The sequence below is a fragment of the Streptomyces sp. NPDC051207 genome, from assembly GCF_040682395.1.
In the GTDB taxonomy this organism is placed as follows: Bacteria; Actinomycetota; Actinomycetes; order Streptomycetales; family Streptomycetaceae; genus Streptomyces.
This window is the reverse complement of record NZ_JBFBAX010000048.1, coordinates 1-14,435: the sequence shown is the minus strand read 5'-3', so window position 1 is coordinate 14,435 and position 14,435 is coordinate 1. Positions and strand designations below refer to the sequence as shown.

16 protein-coding genes and 1 pseudogene are annotated in these 14,435 nt (G+C 72.7%); 11 read left to right on the top strand and 6 right to left on the bottom strand.

Features of this window, described 5'->3' with window-relative positions:
* Positions 1 to 11 precede the first annotated feature (11 nt).
* The 4 genes and pseudogenes from AB0M97_RS29080 (at position 12) to AB0M97_RS29065 (ending at position 3,013) form a co-directional block, all read left to right on the top strand.
* A pseudogene (locus AB0M97_RS29080) lies at positions 12 to 766 on the top strand (dienelactone hydrolase family protein).
* A 69-nt stretch (positions 767 to 835) separates the two neighbouring features.
* Positions 836 to 1,330, top strand: a complete 495-nt coding sequence (locus AB0M97_RS29075) for a DUF1360 domain-containing protein (RefSeq protein ID WP_365963962.1) — start codon at positions 836 to 838, stop codon at positions 1,328 to 1,330.
* Between the two features lie 115 nt (positions 1,331 to 1,445).
* Positions 1,446 to 2,276, top strand: a complete 831-nt coding sequence (locus AB0M97_RS29070; RefSeq protein WP_365963961.1) for an aldo/keto reductase — start codon at positions 1,446 to 1,448, stop codon at positions 2,274 to 2,276.
* Positions 2,277 to 2,389: 113 nt separating this feature from the next.
* On the top strand, positions 2,390 to 3,013 hold the full coding sequence (locus AB0M97_RS29065; RefSeq protein WP_365963960.1) for a DNA polymerase ligase N-terminal domain-containing protein: 624 nt from the start codon (positions 2,390 to 2,392) through the stop codon (positions 3,011 to 3,013).
* 12 nt (positions 3,014 to 3,025) lie between these two features.
* On the opposite strand, the gene AB0M97_RS29060 is transcribed toward AB0M97_RS29065, so the two are convergent.
* Both AB0M97_RS29060 and AB0M97_RS29055 read right to left on the bottom strand, forming a co-directional pair.
* Positions 3,026 to 3,508 carry a peroxiredoxin gene (locus tag AB0M97_RS29060; protein WP_365963959.1) on the bottom strand — a complete coding sequence of 161 codons (483 nt, stop codon included), beginning with the start codon at positions 3,506 to 3,508 and terminating at the stop codon, positions 3,026 to 3,028.
* Positions 3,505 to 3,885, bottom strand: coding sequence for a MauE/DoxX family redox-associated membrane protein (locus tag AB0M97_RS29055; protein ID WP_365963958.1), 381 nt, complete (start codon positions 3,883 to 3,885; stop codon positions 3,505 to 3,507). The genes AB0M97_RS29060 and AB0M97_RS29055 overlap by 4 nt, the downstream gene beginning before the upstream one ends.
* A gap of 300 nt (positions 3,886 to 4,185) precedes the next feature.
* Between AB0M97_RS29055 and AB0M97_RS29050 the strand changes: the two genes are divergently transcribed.
* The 3 genes from AB0M97_RS29050 (at position 4,186) to hemC (ending at position 7,139) form a co-directional block, all read left to right on the top strand.
* The gene (locus tag AB0M97_RS29050; protein WP_365963957.1) at positions 4,186 to 5,166 is read left to right on the top strand and encodes an ATP-dependent DNA ligase; all 981 of its coding nucleotides are present in this window, start codon (positions 4,186 to 4,188) and stop codon (positions 5,164 to 5,166) included.
* A gap of 157 nt (positions 5,167 to 5,323) precedes the next feature.
* A complete protein-coding gene (locus AB0M97_RS29045) occupies positions 5,324 to 6,100 on the top strand; it encodes an NPP1 family protein (RefSeq protein ID WP_365963956.1) in 777 nt (258 codons plus the stop codon).
* A 100-nt stretch (positions 6,101 to 6,200) separates the two neighbouring features.
* Positions 6,201 to 7,139: a hydroxymethylbilane synthase gene (hemC, locus tag AB0M97_RS29040; protein ID WP_365963955.1), complete on the top strand. Its 939-nt coding sequence runs from the start codon at positions 6,201 to 6,203 to the stop codon at positions 7,137 to 7,139.
* 31 nt (positions 7,140 to 7,170) lie between these two features.
* Here hemC and AB0M97_RS29035 read toward each other — a convergent pair whose 3' ends face one another.
* On the bottom strand, positions 7,171 to 7,692 hold the full coding sequence (locus AB0M97_RS29035) for a hypothetical protein (RefSeq protein WP_365963954.1): 522 nt from the start codon (positions 7,690 to 7,692) through the stop codon (positions 7,171 to 7,173).
* A 522-nt stretch (positions 7,693 to 8,214) separates the two neighbouring features.
* On the opposite strand from AB0M97_RS29035, the gene AB0M97_RS29030 reads away from it, so the two are divergent.
* Positions 8,215 to 9,006 (top strand): RNA polymerase sigma factor SigF, encoded by a 792-nt coding sequence (locus AB0M97_RS29030; protein ID WP_365963953.1) that lies wholly within the window; start codon positions 8,215 to 8,217, stop codon positions 9,004 to 9,006.
* Between the two features lie 59 nt (positions 9,007 to 9,065).
* On the opposite strand, the gene AB0M97_RS29025 is transcribed toward AB0M97_RS29030, so the two are convergent.
* On the bottom strand, positions 9,066 to 9,386 hold the full coding sequence (locus tag AB0M97_RS29025; RefSeq protein WP_365963952.1) for an ANTAR domain-containing protein: 321 nt from the start codon (positions 9,384 to 9,386) through the stop codon (positions 9,066 to 9,068).
* 215 nt (positions 9,387 to 9,601) lie between these two features.
* On the opposite strand from AB0M97_RS29025, the gene AB0M97_RS29020 reads away from it, so the two are divergent.
* A complete protein-coding gene (locus AB0M97_RS29020) occupies positions 9,602 to 10,405 on the top strand; it encodes a VOC family protein (protein WP_365963951.1) in 804 nt (267 codons plus the stop codon).
* Between the two features lie 33 nt (positions 10,406 to 10,438).
* Here AB0M97_RS29020 and glgX read toward each other — a convergent pair whose 3' ends face one another.
* Together glgX and AB0M97_RS29010 are read right to left on the bottom strand one after the other, a co-directional pair.
* On the bottom strand, positions 10,439 to 12,580 hold the full coding sequence (gene glgX / locus AB0M97_RS29015; protein ID WP_365963950.1) for a glycogen debranching protein GlgX: 2,142 nt from the start codon (positions 12,578 to 12,580) through the stop codon (positions 10,439 to 10,441).
* On the bottom strand, positions 12,577 to 13,089 hold the full coding sequence (locus AB0M97_RS29010) for a pep a2 (RefSeq protein WP_365963949.1): 513 nt from the start codon (positions 13,087 to 13,089) through the stop codon (positions 12,577 to 12,579). Before AB0M97_RS29010 ends, glgX begins: the two co-directional genes overlap by 4 nt.
* Positions 13,090 to 13,391: 302 nt before the next feature.
* On the opposite strand from AB0M97_RS29010, the gene AB0M97_RS29005 reads away from it, so the two are divergent.
* Together AB0M97_RS29005 and AB0M97_RS29000 are read left to right on the top strand one after the other, a co-directional pair.
* Entirely contained in the window at positions 13,392 to 13,691 is a 300-nt protein-coding gene (locus AB0M97_RS29005; RefSeq protein ID WP_365963948.1) for a DUF5133 domain-containing protein, read from the top strand.
* Positions 13,692 to 13,774: 83 nt separating this feature from the next.
* The coding region (locus tag AB0M97_RS29000; protein WP_365963947.1) for a maltotransferase domain-containing protein at positions 13,775 to 14,435 on the top strand (661 nt) is incomplete at its 3' end.

The following is a 14,435-nucleotide window of genomic DNA, read 5'->3' as shown; positions in this document are numbered from 1 at the left end:
CAGTCCCGGACATGACCGCCGTACAGGGCTCTGCCGTCGACGTTCCGATCGGCGACGGCACCGCCGACGCGTACCTGGCCCACCCCGGCGACGGGGACCCGCACCCGGCCGTGCTGCTCTTCATGGACGCCTTCGGGCTGCGTCCGCGGCTGAGGTCCATGGCCGACCGGCTGGCCGGGGCCGGCTACACGGTGCTGGTGCCGAACCTGTTCCACCGTCACGGGCCCGCGCCGGTCACGGAGTTGCCCGATGTCATCGACCCCGGCGCGCGCCCGGAGATCTTCGAGCGGCTCCGGCCGGTCATGCGGTCCCTCACCCCCGAGCTCGCCGCCCGGGACGCCGGTGCCTACCTGCGGTGGCTGGCCGACTGCCCGGTGGCGGCCGGCGGGCCGGTCGCGCTCACCGGGTACTGCATGGGCGCGCGGCTCGCCCTGCTGACCGCCGGCACGTATCCGGAGCGGGTCGCCGCGGCAGCCGGTTTCCACGGCGGGCAGCTCGCCACGGACGCGCCCGACAGCCCGCACCTGCTGGCGCCCCGGATCACCGCCGAGCTGTACTTCGGGCACGCCGACCAGGACCCGTCGCTGCCGCCCGACCAGATCGACCGCCTGGAGACCGCCCTGACCGAGGCGGGCGTACGGCACCGCTGCGAGGTGTACGCCGGAGCGCGGCACGGCTTCACGCAGGCCGACACCGCCGCGTACGACGGGAGGCGGACGAGCGGCACTGGGCGGCACTGCTCGACCTGCTGAAACGGGCCTTCTGACACCGACGGGCGGGCCGCGTGTGGTGGCGGTCCGGCGGGGCACTCGGCCTGCCCCGGAAGGAGATCAAGGTGCCTGAACAGCGCAACGACGACCAGTACGACAACGAGGCCGAGGTCCCCGTGAAGGGCTACGCGGCCCTCGCGGGCACCTTCGCGGCCGGTGCCACCTTGTTCACCGTGACGGCGTGGCGTCGAGGGCTGCGGCTGCCCGACCAGGTGCCGCCGTGGGACGTCGCGCTGCTGGGCACCGCGACGTTCAAGGCGTCGCGCCTGCTGTCCAGGGACAAGGTGACCAGTTTCCTGCGGGCACCGTTCACCCGCCGCGCGGAGGACGGCGCCGCCGGCGAGGTCACGGACGAGTCCCGCGGCGGCGAGGCGCGGCGTGCGGTGGGCGACCTCGTGACCTGCCCGTTCTGCACGTCCGTGTGGGTGGCCGCCGCCCTGACCGGCACGTACGCCTGTGCGCCGCGGGCCGCGCGGATGCTGGCCGCCGGGCTGACGGCGGTGACGATGGCGGACTGGCTGCAGTACGCCTGGACCCGCACGCAGGCCAGCGTGGAGTGAACGGCCGCGTCCGCCCGGCCTCCTGATCGGGGCCGGGCGGACGCGGCCCGGTTCCGGCTGGGCAACCCGGCACATCACCGACGCCGCGTTCGCGCACTTCGAGAGAGGTCCCCCCGTGCTCAGCACCCCGGCACACACCCTCAACGACGGCACGACGATCCCCGCCCTGGGCCTCGGCACCTGGCCGCTGGACGACGACGGCGCGGAGCGGGCGGTGCTCTCCGCCCTGGAGATCGGCTACCGCCTCGTTGACACGGCGACGAACTACCGCAACGAGACCGGCGTCGGCCGCGCGGTCGCCCGAGGCGGCGTGCCCCGCGAGGAGATCGTCGTGACGACGAAGCTGCCCGGCCGCCACCACGGCTACGAGGAGACTCTCGCCTCCTTCGAGGAGTCCCGCCGCCGCCTCGGCCTGGAGTACGTCGACCTGTACCTGATCCACTGGCCGCTGCCGCGCGTGGACAAGTACGTCGACTCGTGGCGGGCGATGATCAAGCTCCGCGAGGACGGCCTGGTGCGCTCGATCGGCGTCTCGAACTTCACGCCCGGGCACATCGGCCGACTGGAGCGGGAGACGGGGGTGCTGCCGTCCGTCAACCAGATCGAACTGCACCCGCTGTTCCCGCAGGAGGAACTGCGCGCCTTCCACGCCGGCAAGGGCGTCCTCACCGAGAGCTGGAGCCCGCTGGGCCGCGGGTCCGAGCTGCTCTCCGACCCCGCGCTCGGGGCGGTCGCCGACGCCCACGGGGTCACGCCGGGCCAGGTCGTGCTGCGCTGGCACACCCAGCTCGGGGCGCTGCCCATCCCGAAGTCGGCGAGCCCCGAGCGGCAGCGCGAGAACCTCGACGTGTTCGGCTTCGAGCTGACCGACGAGGAGATGCGGGCCGTGTCCGACCGCGCCCACCGGCGCCTCGGCGGGGACCCGGAGCGGCACGAGGAGTTCTGAGCCGGCCGGCTCCGGCGGCGCGGCCTGCCGGCTCCGGCGATCCGTGTCGCGCGCCGCGGGGTACGTGTCGCGCGCCGCGGGGTACCCGGCTCCGAGAGGGGAAGGAGCGGCAGGTGAGCAGGCGCGACCGGCTGCGGGACCACCACGGCAAGCGGGACTTCGGACGCACGGGGGAGCCCGCGGGCGGGTCCCCGGACGCCGGCGGGGACCGGCCCCGGTTCGTCGTGCAGATCCACGACGCGAGCACCCTGCACTTCGACTTCCGGCTCCAGGTCGACGGCGTACTGAAGTCGTGGTCGGTGCCCAAGGGACCGTCGGGGAACCCCGCGGACAAGCGGCTCGCCGTGCCGACCGAGGACCACCCGCTGGAGTGCGAGCAGTTCGAGGGCGTGATCGCGCGCGGCGAGTACGGCGGCGGAACCGTCATCGTCTGGGACCACGGCACGTACGTGCCGCTGAGCCACGACCGCACGGGGCGCCCCGTCGACTTCGGCGAGTCCCTGCGGCGCGGCCACGCCACGTTCCGTCTGCACGGCGCGAAGCTGCGCGGCGACTACGCCCTCACCCGCTTCCGCGGCGGCCGGGGCTCAGGTGACGCGGAGGAGGCGTGGCTGCTGGTGAAGACCAGGGGCGGCGGTGCCTCCCGTCGGGTGGGCACCCCGGACCCGCGCCGGGCGCGCTCCGCCCGCAGCGGCCGCACCCTGGCGCAGGTCGCCGCGGACGGTCCCGGGGAGTGAGGCGGGTCCGGTTCAGGACGCGGGGGACCGCCCCCGGTGGGCGCGCAGTGCGGCGAGGGCACGGTCCGCGTGGGTGTTCATGCGCAGTTCGCTGCGGACGACCTCCAGGACGGTGCGGTCCTGCGCGACGACGAGGGTGACGCGCTTGGTCGGCGCCAGTGAAAAGCCCCGCTTCACGCCGAACCGTTCGCGGACCGTGCCGTCGGTGTCGGACAGCAGCGGCATGCCGAGGGAGTGCCGTCCGGCGAACTCCCGCTGCCGGTCCACGGGGTCGCCGCTGACGCCGACGGGCCGCGCGCCCACCACCGCGAACTCGGCGGCGAGATCCCGGAAGTGGCACGCCTCGGCCGTGCACCCGGAGGTCAGGGCGGCCGGGTAGAAGAACAGCACGACCGGTCCGTCGGCGAGGAGCCCCGACAGGGTGCGTATCTCGCCGGTCTCGTCCGGCAGGGAGAAGTCCTCGACGGTGTCGCCGATCCGCGGGGTGCCGCTCATCGCGCGTCCTCCGCGTTCCTGGCGACCGCGCGGGCCCACAGCACGAGCGGCAGTTGCAGCGGCAGCCGTCCTACGGCCACGGCCTTCTGCGGCGCGGGGCGGTGCCGCCAGTCGGCGGCCATCTTGACGTTCGCCGGGAACACGCCGACGAAGAAGGCCGCCGTGGCCAGCGCCGCCCGGCGCCGAGTGCGCGGCAGGGCCACCCCGGCGGCGAGGGCGAGTTCGGCGGCGCCGCTGACGTACGTCCAGGTCCTCGGCGGACCGGGCAGGGCCCGCGGGACGATCGCGTCGAACTGGCGCGGTGACGCGAAGTGGGCGGCGCCCGCGGCGGCCAGCAGACCGGCGAGCAGCAGGGGCGAGCGTTCGGACCGTGGCACGGTGCCTCCTCTGACGACCTGCCGCCGGAGCTTACTGGACGGTAACTGGGGGGTGCAGGCGGGGTCGGCTCGGAGTGGTCCGCCACCGGCCACCGGCCGCTCCTCGCCTGCGCGTGGACGCGGCGCCCACGGCGACGTCCTGCCGGTCCCCTGCCTCCTGCCGAGGGGCCGACGGGCTGATGGGCTTACGGGCCGAGGGGCCGAATGACCGGCGCCCGGTCACGCCACCGACTCGGGCCGTTCAGGCGAACCTCCCCGCCGACACGCGTGACGGCGCAGGCCCGCGTCGACAACTGACCCGTGACCCTGCCGCTGATCCCGCCCATGCTCGCCACGCCCGGCACGCTGCCGCCCGCCGCACAGGACGCGCGCTGGGCCTACGAGACCAAGCAGGACGGCCAGCGGGTCGTGGTCTATCTCCCGGGCGACGGAAGTCTCGTGCTGCGGGCCCGCTCGGGCCTGGAGATCACGGGTGCCTACCCGGAGCTCCACGGGCTCGGCGACGCCCTCGGCGCGACGCCCGCGGTGCTGGACGGCGAGGTGCTGGCCCTCGACGAACAGGGCCGCGCGAACTTCCAGTTGCTCCAGTCCCGCATGGGCCTGGCCCACGCCCCCGCCCGGGCGGCCCGGCTCGCCGCCCGCACCCCCGTGCACCTCGTGCTGTTCGACGTGATGCACCTGGGCGGGCGGTCCCGGCTCCCGCTCCCCTACCGGCGGCGCCGCGCCGAACTGGACGGACTCGCCTTGCGGGGCCCGCACTGGTCGACCCCGGCCGCGCTCGTCGGGCACGGCGAGCAGGCCCTGCGGGCCACCCGGGAGCACGGCCTGGAGGGGCTGGTGTGCAAGCGGCTGGACTCGGTGTACGAACCGGGCGTGCGCTCCCGCGCCTGGATCAAGATCCGCAACATGCTCAGCGAGGACGTCCTGGTCGGCGGCTGGCTGCCCGGCAAGGGCCGGCTGACGGGCCTGCCGGGCGCGGTCCTGGTCGGCCAGCGGGCCGCCGGGCGGCTGCGTTGTGTCGGCGGGGTGGGCACCGGCTGGAACGAGGCCGAGCGGGAACAGCTCGCCGGGCTGCTGCGGGCCGCCGCCACCGACGTCTGCCCCTTCGACCCGGTGCCGCACGCCCCCGGCGCCCACTGGGTGGTGCCGCGCCTGGTCGGCGAGGTCCGCTACAGCACCCGGACCCGGGAGGGCATGCTGCGCCAGCCGTCCTGGCTGCGGCTGCGCCCGGACCTGGCGCCCGAGGAGGCCGCGGCCGACCTTCCGGACGACCTGGTGTGACACACGACCGCCCGGCCGGTGGGGCCGCCAACTGTTGGGCTGTGCTTCACCGCCGGGACGCCTGCACCCTCTTGGCATGGACCTGATCGACCGGGATGCTGAACCCCGTTTCCCCCCACAGCCGTTCGGCTGCGCCCGGAACCAGGAGGAGGACGCAGTGTCGTCGAGCACGTCCCGTATCCACCGCAGGAGATGGCTCACCGGTCTGGCCGGTGCCGCCGCCCTCGTCATCGCCTTCCCCGCCACCGCGTTCGCGGCCCCGCCGCCGGCCCTGCCGGCCAACGCTGAGGCGGCGGAGCGGACGTACCAGCCCGCCTTCGACTACGACACCGACGGCTGCTACGCGACGCCGGCCATCGGCCCGGACGGGGCCGTCAACGGCGGCCTGAGCCCCACCGGCGCGCTGAACGGCAACTGCCGGGACGCCTCCGACCTGGACAACACCAACAGCTACTCGCGCTACAAGTGCAACAACGGCTGGTGCGCCTACCTCTACGGCCTGTACTTCGAGAAGGACCAGGCCGTGTCCGGCAGCAGCATCGGCGGTCACCGGCACGACTGGGAGCACGTCGTGGTGTGGGTGCAGAACGGCACCGTGCAGTACGTCTCGACGTCGAACCACGGCTCGTTCACCGTGCACGCGCGCTCGCAGGTCCGCTTCGACGGCACGCACGCGAAGATCGTCTACCACAAGGACGGCATCAGCACGCACTGCTTCCGGCTCGCGGGCAACAACGACGAGCCGCCGGAGAACCACAAGGGCACCTGGCAGTACCCGCCGCTGGTCGGCTGGAACGGCTACCCGGCCGGGATCCGCTCCAAGCTGACCTCGTACGATTTCGGCAGCGCCCACTTCGGCCTGAAGGACGGCAGCTTCGCCTCCCACCTGGCCGCCGCCAAGCCCTCCGGGATCGCCTTCGACCCGAACGCCTGACGCGGCCCGCTCCCCGGCCCGCTCACGGAAAGGCCGTGCCGGGCCGGGGAGTTGACCCGTACGGCATGTCCCGTGCGGGCCACCGTCTATGGTGGTCCGCATGCCCGCTCCCGGAACAATCCGCATCGTCTCCCGCGACTCGCCGATGGCCCTGGCCCAGGTGGCGCGCGTACAAGCCGAGTTGGCCGCCCTGCGGCCCGGTGTGCGCACCGAGGTGGTACCCGTGAAGACGACCGGGGACAAGTGGCTGGGCGACCTGTCCCTGGTGGAGGGCAAGGGCGCGTTCACGAAGGAGGTCGACGCCGCGCTGCTGGCCGGTGCGGCCGATCTCGCCGTGCACTGCGTCAAGGACGTGCCGGCCGACCGGCCGCTGCCGGCGGGCACGGTGTTCGCCGCGTTCCTGAAGCGGGACGACATCCGCGACGCGCTCGTCCACCCCGGCGGACTCACCCTGGACGAACTGCCGCCCGGCACCCGCGTCGGCACCTCCTCGGTGCGCCGCGTCGCCCAGCTGGCCGCCACCCACCCGCACCTGCGGTGCGTGCCGTTCCGCGGCAACGCCAACCGCCGGCTGGCCAAGCTCGCCGAGGGCGAGGCGGACGCACTGCTGCTCGCGGTGTCCGGCCTCGAGCGCATCGGCCGCACCGACGTGATCAGCGAGGTGCTGTCCCCGGAGACGATGATGCCGCCGATCGGCGCGGGCATCCTCGCCCTGCAGTGCCGCGAGGGCGACACCGGCCTCATCGACACGGTCAGCGCCCTCGGCGACCCGGACACGCACCGGGAGGCCACGGCCGAGCGCATGTTCCTGCACGTGCTCCAGGGGCACTGCAACAGCCCGATCGCCGGTTACGCCCGCGTGGACCGCGGCGGGGAACTGTCCTTGCGGGCGTGCGTGTTCACTCCCGACGGCAAGACCCGCCTGAACGCCCACGAGTGGGCCGGCCGGCTGGATCCGGCCACCCTCGGCACGTCGGTCGCCGTGGCCCTGCTGCGGCAGGGCGCCCGCGAGATCATCGACGGCATCCCGCACGGCTGAGCGGCGCGGGCCGGGCCCCGGGGGCACCGCCTCAGGCGGTGCCCTCCTCCGCCTGGTCCCGCAGGAAGCTGCTCACCTGGTGGGCGAGGCTGTCGCGGACCGCCCCGTGGGGAGTGCCGGCGCCCTCTTCCTGAAGGCCGATGCCGCCGGTCCACAGCCGGCGCTCGCACCACTCCTCGTCCACGCGCAGCTGCACCTGGACGTCCACCTGGCTCAGCGCCGCCTCGGGTCCGGCCGCGAACAGCACGGCCGTGGCGCGGCGCAGGGGGTAGACGTCGAAGCCCTCGACGAACTGCGAGTTGCGCCAGTCGACGAACGCGCTCTCGCCGTCTGGGCCGAGCCGCACGTCGATCTGGCCGTCCTCGAGATGGATTCCGTAACGGCGGTCGCCGCGATTCTCGACGGTGACGCGGACACTGAAGTACGTCATTCCTTCGGCGGCGTCGTCCCGTCCCCGCGGCGGCTCGGCCTGCTCAAGGCGGTGGACGCGGACCCGCAGACCGGCATGCTCGTCGTACTCCTGCCAGTCCCCGACCACGTTCGGCTCGTACACAGTGCACCCTCTCGACCTCTGGACGCTGCTTCCTATCTGTGCGCTCAGTGCACTGTCAAATGCACAGAATGCGCTGTGGCCAGGGAATTCGGCGCTTTTGATCGCTGATCAAGCCGTGCGCAGCAACGATCCACCGAGGGGCCGCCGACCGCCCTCCGGCGGCGTGCCGCACATCACGTTCCGCGTCCCGCGCCGCGAGCCACCCGGCATCGAACACACGGACGAACACAGGCGGCGGCCGACCGCACCGCCGCGGCAGCCGGGGATTTCACTCCACGAATTCCCTCGATTTCTCCCCGTACATTTTTGTGCGGCGTTTGATAAAGCCGTCGCCATGACCCCCTCCACATTCCGCGAATTGTTTCGGATCGGTCTGCGGAGGGAATGCCCTTTTCAGTGCTTCGGACAGGAGGCATGTTCGTGGGAGCCGCCCGCCGGGGCCCCGGACGTCCTCCGTGGCTCCACGCCGCGCCTCCCCTGCGGTGTCTGTCCATCGAGCACCTGCTCTGGGAGGTGCGCACCATGCCCGTCGCGAGCAGCAGGAAAAAGCACCCGCACGACGACGCCCCGGACACGACGGAGGCGTTCGAGCGGCTCGCGCGGCTGCCCGAGGGACCGGAGCGCAAGGCGCTGCGCGACGAGCTGGTCCGGCTCTGGCTCCCGATGGCCGAGCGCATCGCCGTCCGCTTCCGCGGTCGCGGCGAGACCCTCGAAGACCTGTACCAGGTGGCCGCCCTCGGCCTGGTCAAGGCCGTCGACCACTACGAACCGGCACGCGGCAACGCCTTCGAGGCGTACGCCGTGCCGACCGTCACCGGCGAGATCAAGCGGCACTTCCGCGACCACATGTGGACCCTGCACGTGCCCCGGCGCGTCCAGGACCTGCGCAATCGCGTCCGGCAGGCCGCGAAGGACCTGTCGCAGACGACGCCCGGACGGCCGCCCACGGTCACCGAGATCGCCGAGCGGGCACACCTGAGCGAGGACGAGGTGCGCACCGGCATGGAGGCGATCGACTGCTTCACCGCGCTGTCCCTGGAGGCCGAGATGCCCGGCACCGACGGGTACGCCCTCGGCGACGCCCTCGGCGAACCGGACACGGCCTTCGACACCATCGTGGACCGGGTGGCCGCCAGGCCCTGTCTGCAGGCGCTTCCGGAGCGCGAGCGGACCATCCTCTACCTGCGCTTCTTCCAGGGCATGACGCAGAGCTGCATCGCGCAGCAGCTCGGCATCTCGCAGATGCACGTCTCCCGGCTGCTCAACGGCTGCTTCGCCCGGCTGCGCGAGGAACTCCTCGCCGAGGTCCGCTGACACGGGACGCGGACCCGCCTCCGCCCGGGTCCGCGATCTCCCGTCCTGCCCCGTTCGGCTCAGGGCGGGGGCTGACCGCCGGGGATCTCGGTGGGTCCGTAGCGGTCCAGGGCCTCTTCCAGCGCGGCGCTGATCTCCGGCGGCATGACGCCGCTGCGACCCCAGACAAGGATCATCTCGGCGACGCTCCGGAGCTTGACGTTCGTGTGCTGGGACACCTCCTTCAGCACCTGCCACCCCTGGTCGGGCGTCACCCGGCCGAGCGCGACGACCATCCCGATCGCCTGGTCGACGACGGCGTGCGAGACGACCGCCTCTTTCAGCTGCCGGACCTCCGCCTGCAGCTCGGAGATCCGCTCCGAGCCCCCGTCCGTGGGCATGGTCACCTCCGGGTCCGGTGTGTCGCTCTGCCCTTGCCTTGGGGTAGTGCTCCGATTTCCTCCATCGTCGCCACTGGGCCCGCGCCGTGCCACCCGGTTCCGCTGTCAGTTTCGCAGGCGTCTGCGGGGTACCCGGCAGGCGCCGGCAGCGGCTCCGGCTCGACATCGGCGCGGTTCCGGTGGCTGCCGGCCCACGACACCAGGACGCGACAGCCATGAACCACGACAGCACACCCGCCACCGGTACGACCCACGTCGTCTCCACCCATTCCGTCTTCGGCGCCCCCTGCTGGGTGAGCCTGACCAGCCGCGACCTGCAAGCCACGGAGGACTTCTACGGGGCCGTGCTGGGCTGGCAGTGGCGCCAGGGCAAGCTCGGCGAACGCTTCCGCATCGCGCTCGCGGGCGGCGCGCCGGTCGCCGGGATCGCCGGGATCGCCTCGATGTGGCAGATGGCGGTGGCCTGGACGCCGTACTTCGCGGTCCCGAGCGCGGACGACGCCGTGTCGCGGGTGCAGGAGCGCGGCGGCACCGCGGCCGTCGGGCCGCTGTCCTTCCCGCCGGGCCGCGCGGCGCTGCTGGCCGACCGCGACGGCGCGACGTTCGGGATCTGGGAGGGCAAGCTGTTCAGCGACTGGGAGACCTGGCGCAGAGCCGCACCGGCGTTCATCAGGCTCCACACCCGCGACGCCTTCGACGCCGCGATCTTCTACGGCGAGGTCCTCGACTGGGCCTCCGACAAGCCCGGCTGCTGCGAGGTGCACTACGAGGGCGACGAGGTCGTGCTGCGCAGCCGCGGCGACATCGTGGCCCGCATCGAGTCGGGCGCCCTGGACGAGGCGCCCGACCCGACGATCCGGCCGCACTGGCAGGTCCACTTCGCGGTGTCCGACGTGGCGGCCTGCGCGCGCACGGCGGAACTGCACGGCGGCAGCGTGCTGACCAAGGGCGCCGACGAGGCGCTGCTGCGCGACCCGGACGGCGCCCAGTTCACGGTCACCTCGCGCACCCGGCGCTGACCCGGCCGCTCCTCCGGCCTCTCCTCCTGCTGGTCATCCGGCGACGGACGGGCGTGACAGCAGCACCAGGCTGCGCGCCGCGACCGTCATGTCCGTGCCGGCCTTGTGCTCGGTCTCGTCGGGCGGGCCCTGCGGCTCGGCGGTGTCGATCAGCGTCGTCCACCGCTCGCCGTAGCGCACGTCGGGCAGCCGGAAGCGGGCCGGCTCCCAGTGGCTGTTGAGCAGCAGCAGGAAGGAATCGTCCACGACGGGCCGGCCGCACGGGTCGGGTTCGGCGATGGCGTCGCCGTTGAGGAAGACGCCGACCGCGTGCGCGTCGGGACGCAGCCAGTCCTCGTCGGTCATCTCGCTCGCGTCCGGCAGCAGCCACACCAGGTCGGGCAGCGGCTGTCCCTTGCGGATCGCCGTCTCGCCGCGGAAGTAGCGCCGCCTGCGCAGCACGGGGTGGGCGGCGCGCAGCGCGATGACGCGCCGCGTGAAGTCCAGCAGCTCGCGCTGCCCGTCCACGAGCCGCCAGTCGATCCAGGAGATCTCGTTGTCCTGGCAGTAGGCGTTGTTGTTGCCGCGCTGGGTGCGGCCCAGCTCGTCGCCGTGGCAGAGCATCGGGATGCCCTGCGACAGCAGGAGCGTGGCCAGGAAGTTGCGCTGCTGACGGCCGCGCAGCTCCAGCACGGCGGAGTCCTTCGTGTCGCCCTCGGTCCCGCAGTTCCAGGACCGGTTGTCGTTCTCGCCGTCGCGGTTGTCCTCGCCGTTGGCCTCGTTGTGCTTGTCGTTGTACGACACGAGGTCGCGCAGGGTGAAGCCGTCGTGCGCGGTGACGAAGTTGACGCTGGCGCGGGGCCGGCGCCTGCTGTGCGCGTACAGGTCGGACGAGCCGGTCAGCCGCGAGGCGAACTCGCCGAGCGTGTGTTCCTCGCCGCGCCAGAAGTCGCGCACGGCGTCGCGGTACTTGCCGTTCCACTCCGACCACAGCGGCGGGAAGTTGCCCACCTGGTAGCCGCCCTCTCCCACGTCCCACGGCTCGGCGATCAGCTTGACGCGGCTGATCACCGGGTCCTGCTGGATCAGGTCGAAGAACGCCGACAGCCGGTCCACCTCGTGGAACTGCCGGGCCAGGGTGGCCGCGAGGTCGAAGCGGAAGCCGTCGACGTGCATCTCCGTCACCCAGTACCGCAGCGAGTCCATGATCAGCTGGAGCACGTAGGGGTGCCGCATCAGCAGGCTGTTGCCGGTGCCGGTGGTGTCGTAGTAGTGCTGCCAGTCGCCGTCCACGAGCCGGTAGTACGAGGAGTTGTCGATGCCCCGGAAGGACAGGGTGGGCCCCTTCTCGTTGCCCTCGGCGGTGTGGTTGTAGACCACGTCGAGGATGACCTCGAGGCCGGCCGCGTGCAGGGTCTTGACCATCGACTTGAACTCGGTGACCTGCTGGCCCAGGGTGCCGTACGCGGCGTAGGCGTTGTGCGGGGCGAAGAAGCCGATGGTGTTATAGCCCCAGTAGTTGGCCAGGCCGCGGCCCTGGAGCACGCCGTCGTGCACGAACTGGTGGACCGGCATCAGCTCCACCGCGGTCACGCCGAGCGAGGTCAGGTGGGCGACGACCGCCGGGTGGGCGAGGCCCGCGTAGGTGCCGCGCAGCTCGGGCGGGACCTCGGGGTGGGTGCGGGTCAGGCCCTTGACGTGCGCCTCGTAGATCACGCTGTCCGCGTACGGCCGGCGGGGCGGGCGGTCCTCGCCCCAGTCGAAGAACGGGTCGGTGACGACGCCGAGCATGCCGTGCCCGGCGCTGTCGGCCGGGGCGGGCCCGTCCGGCTCCCGCTCGTACAGCGAGGCGTGGTTGTCGATCTGTCCGTCCACGGCGCGCGCGTAGGGGTCGAGGAGCAGCTTCGCGGGGTTGCAGCGGTGCCCGAGGGAGGGCTGCCAGGGGCCGTGCACGCGGTAGCCGTAGCGCTGCCCCGGGCCGACGCCGGGCAGGTAGCCGTGCCAGACGAAGCCGTCGACCTCGGTGAGCGGCAGGGTGCTGTGCCGTCCGGCGTCGTCGACGAGGACCAGTTCGACCCGCTCGGCGACCTCGCTGAACAGGGCGAAGTTGGTGCCCTGCCCGTCGTAGACGGCGCCCAGGGGGTAGGGGTACCCGCTCCACACAGGCACCCCTTTCGCGGTTCGCCGCGCCGTCACCGCGCCTCCTCCAGCACGGGTTCGTGCAGACCGGCGTGGCCGGCCAGGGCGGCGACGGCCGCCTCGCGGGGCGTGTCGAGACCCTCGCGGAGGGTCGGGGCGGGCGCCTTGGGCACCAGCGGGACGCGCTGGCCGGCGCGGGCCCGCTGCGAGAACCAGATGATCTTGCTGCCGGTGCTGGTGGCGCAGCAGCCCCAGCCGTCGCTCATGGCGGCGATGCGGGTCAGGCAGTCGCGCAGCTCCTGGTCGGGGCGCAGGGCGTGGTCGTTCTCGCCGATCGCCGTGATGAGGTGCTGGCCGTTCCACCACATCTCGATGGAGGTGTTCTTGTCGGTGGCGTGCTCGTCGATGGCCTGCAGCAGCATCTCGGTGCCGTCGCAGACGGGCTCGACGAGATCCTCCAGGTCCCAGAACCTCAGGTGCGCGGCCAGGATGCGCCTGACCTGTCCGACCCGTTCGGGGCTGACTTCCACGTCGAGGTGGTAGTAGCAGGGCACTGCGGTTTTCATCGTCGTTGACTCCTCACCGCGAAAGCTCTCGTCCTCCTCGCCCCTGCGGGACGGGCCCCGTACACAGAACGTGAGCGGCGATCGCTTCTGAGTAACCTCCACAGTGAGGGCGCTACGCCATTCGTGCAACACGAGCGGCGCCTGTGGCGGTTGAAGATCCAACAAGACGTAGAGTCCCCGCGCGTGCACTATGAGTGAAAGCCTCGATCGCCGTAACGACAGCCGTGCCGCGGTGCGCACGGACGCCGGCCCGACCGTCGGGACACGCGCCGACCGAGACCCCCGGAAAGGTGAACGGTGCCATGCTGCTCCCCGCCAAAGCCGAAGTCGCCCGGCATTTGCGGCAGTACCGGGCATGGGAACGCGCGATGCTGGCGTCCCCCACCGACCGCGCCGTGCGGGCCACGTTCGAGGACGCGGGCTACACCCTGTGCGTGCTGATGGGCAAGCGCTGCGCGCGCGAGGCCGCGGACGCCGCCGAGCGGTATCTGCGCTCCACTCTCGGCTCGTACCTGCGGGAGCAGAGCGGGCGGCCCGTCGTGGGCGCCGTCGCCAGACGGGGACCGCCCACGTCGGACCGGCGTTTCCCTGCCGGGACATAGCGCAAGTTTCCGGCACAGTGTGACCCAAGGCCGGGCCAAAGGGCCCGGCTTCATGCGATTTCGAACTCGGCGGAGGTGAACCGATGCGCACGACTTCGGCCATCGGCCGTATCCCGGTACGCGATGTCCGGCCGGCCGTGGACTGCGGCAGGCGTCCGGCCAAGGCGGTCGTGGGAGAGACGTTCGAGGTCACCGCCACCGTGTTCCGTGAGGGCCACGACGCGGTCGCCGCGAACGTCGTGCTCACCGATCCGGACGGCCGGCACGGGCCGTGGACGCCGATGCGCGAGCTGGAGCCGGGGTCGGACCGCTGGGGCGCCGAGGTGACGCCGGACGCGGTGGGCCTGTGGACCTACCGCGTCGAGGCGTGGAGCGACCCGGTGACGACGTGGCGCCGGATCGCCGGGGTAAAGGTTCCTGCGGGCATCGACACGGGGCTGGTCCTGGAGGAGGGCGGCGACCTGTACGCCCGTGCCGCGCGCGGTGTCCCGAGGGACGCGGGCCGTGCCGTGGTGACGGCGGCGGCACGGACGCTGCGGGACGACTCGCTGCCCCCCGAGGAGCGGCTGGCGGCGGCCCTGACCCCGGAGGTCGCCGCGGTGCTGGCCCGGTATCCCCTGCGGCAGCTGGTCACCGCTTCCAAGAGACAGCCGTTGCTGGTGGAGCGGGAGCGGGCGCTGTTCGGTTCCTGGTACGAGTTCTTCCCGCGGTCGGAGGGCACGGCGCAGGAGCCGCACGGCACGT

Bases quoted from the DNA above. Each gene is read 5' to 3' on its own strand.
- AB0M97_RS29060 (WP_365963959.1), bottom strand. From the start codon at position 3,508: ATGAGCGGCACCCCGCGGATCGGCGACACCGTCGAGGACTTCTCCCTG.
- hemC (WP_365963955.1), top strand. From the start codon at position 6,201: ATGCCCGCTCCCGGAACAATCCGCATCGTCTCCCGCGACTCGCCGATG.
- AB0M97_RS29030 (WP_365963953.1), top strand. From the start codon at position 8,215: ATGCCCGTCGCGAGCAGCAGGAAAAAGCACCCGCACGACGACGCCCCG.
- AB0M97_RS29025 (WP_365963952.1), bottom strand. From the start codon at position 9,386: ATGCCCACGGACGGGGGCTCGGAGCGGATCTCCGAGCTGCAGGCGGAG.
- AB0M97_RS29020 (WP_365963951.1), top strand. From the start codon at position 9,602: ATGAACCACGACAGCACACCCGCCACCGGTACGACCCACGTCGTCTCC.
- AB0M97_RS29010 (WP_365963949.1), bottom strand. From the start codon at position 13,089: ATGAAAACCGCAGTGCCCTGCTACTACCACCTCGACGTGGAAGTCAGC.
- AB0M97_RS29005 (WP_365963948.1), top strand. From the start codon at position 13,392: ATGCTGCTCCCCGCCAAAGCCGAAGTCGCCCGGCATTTGCGGCAGTAC.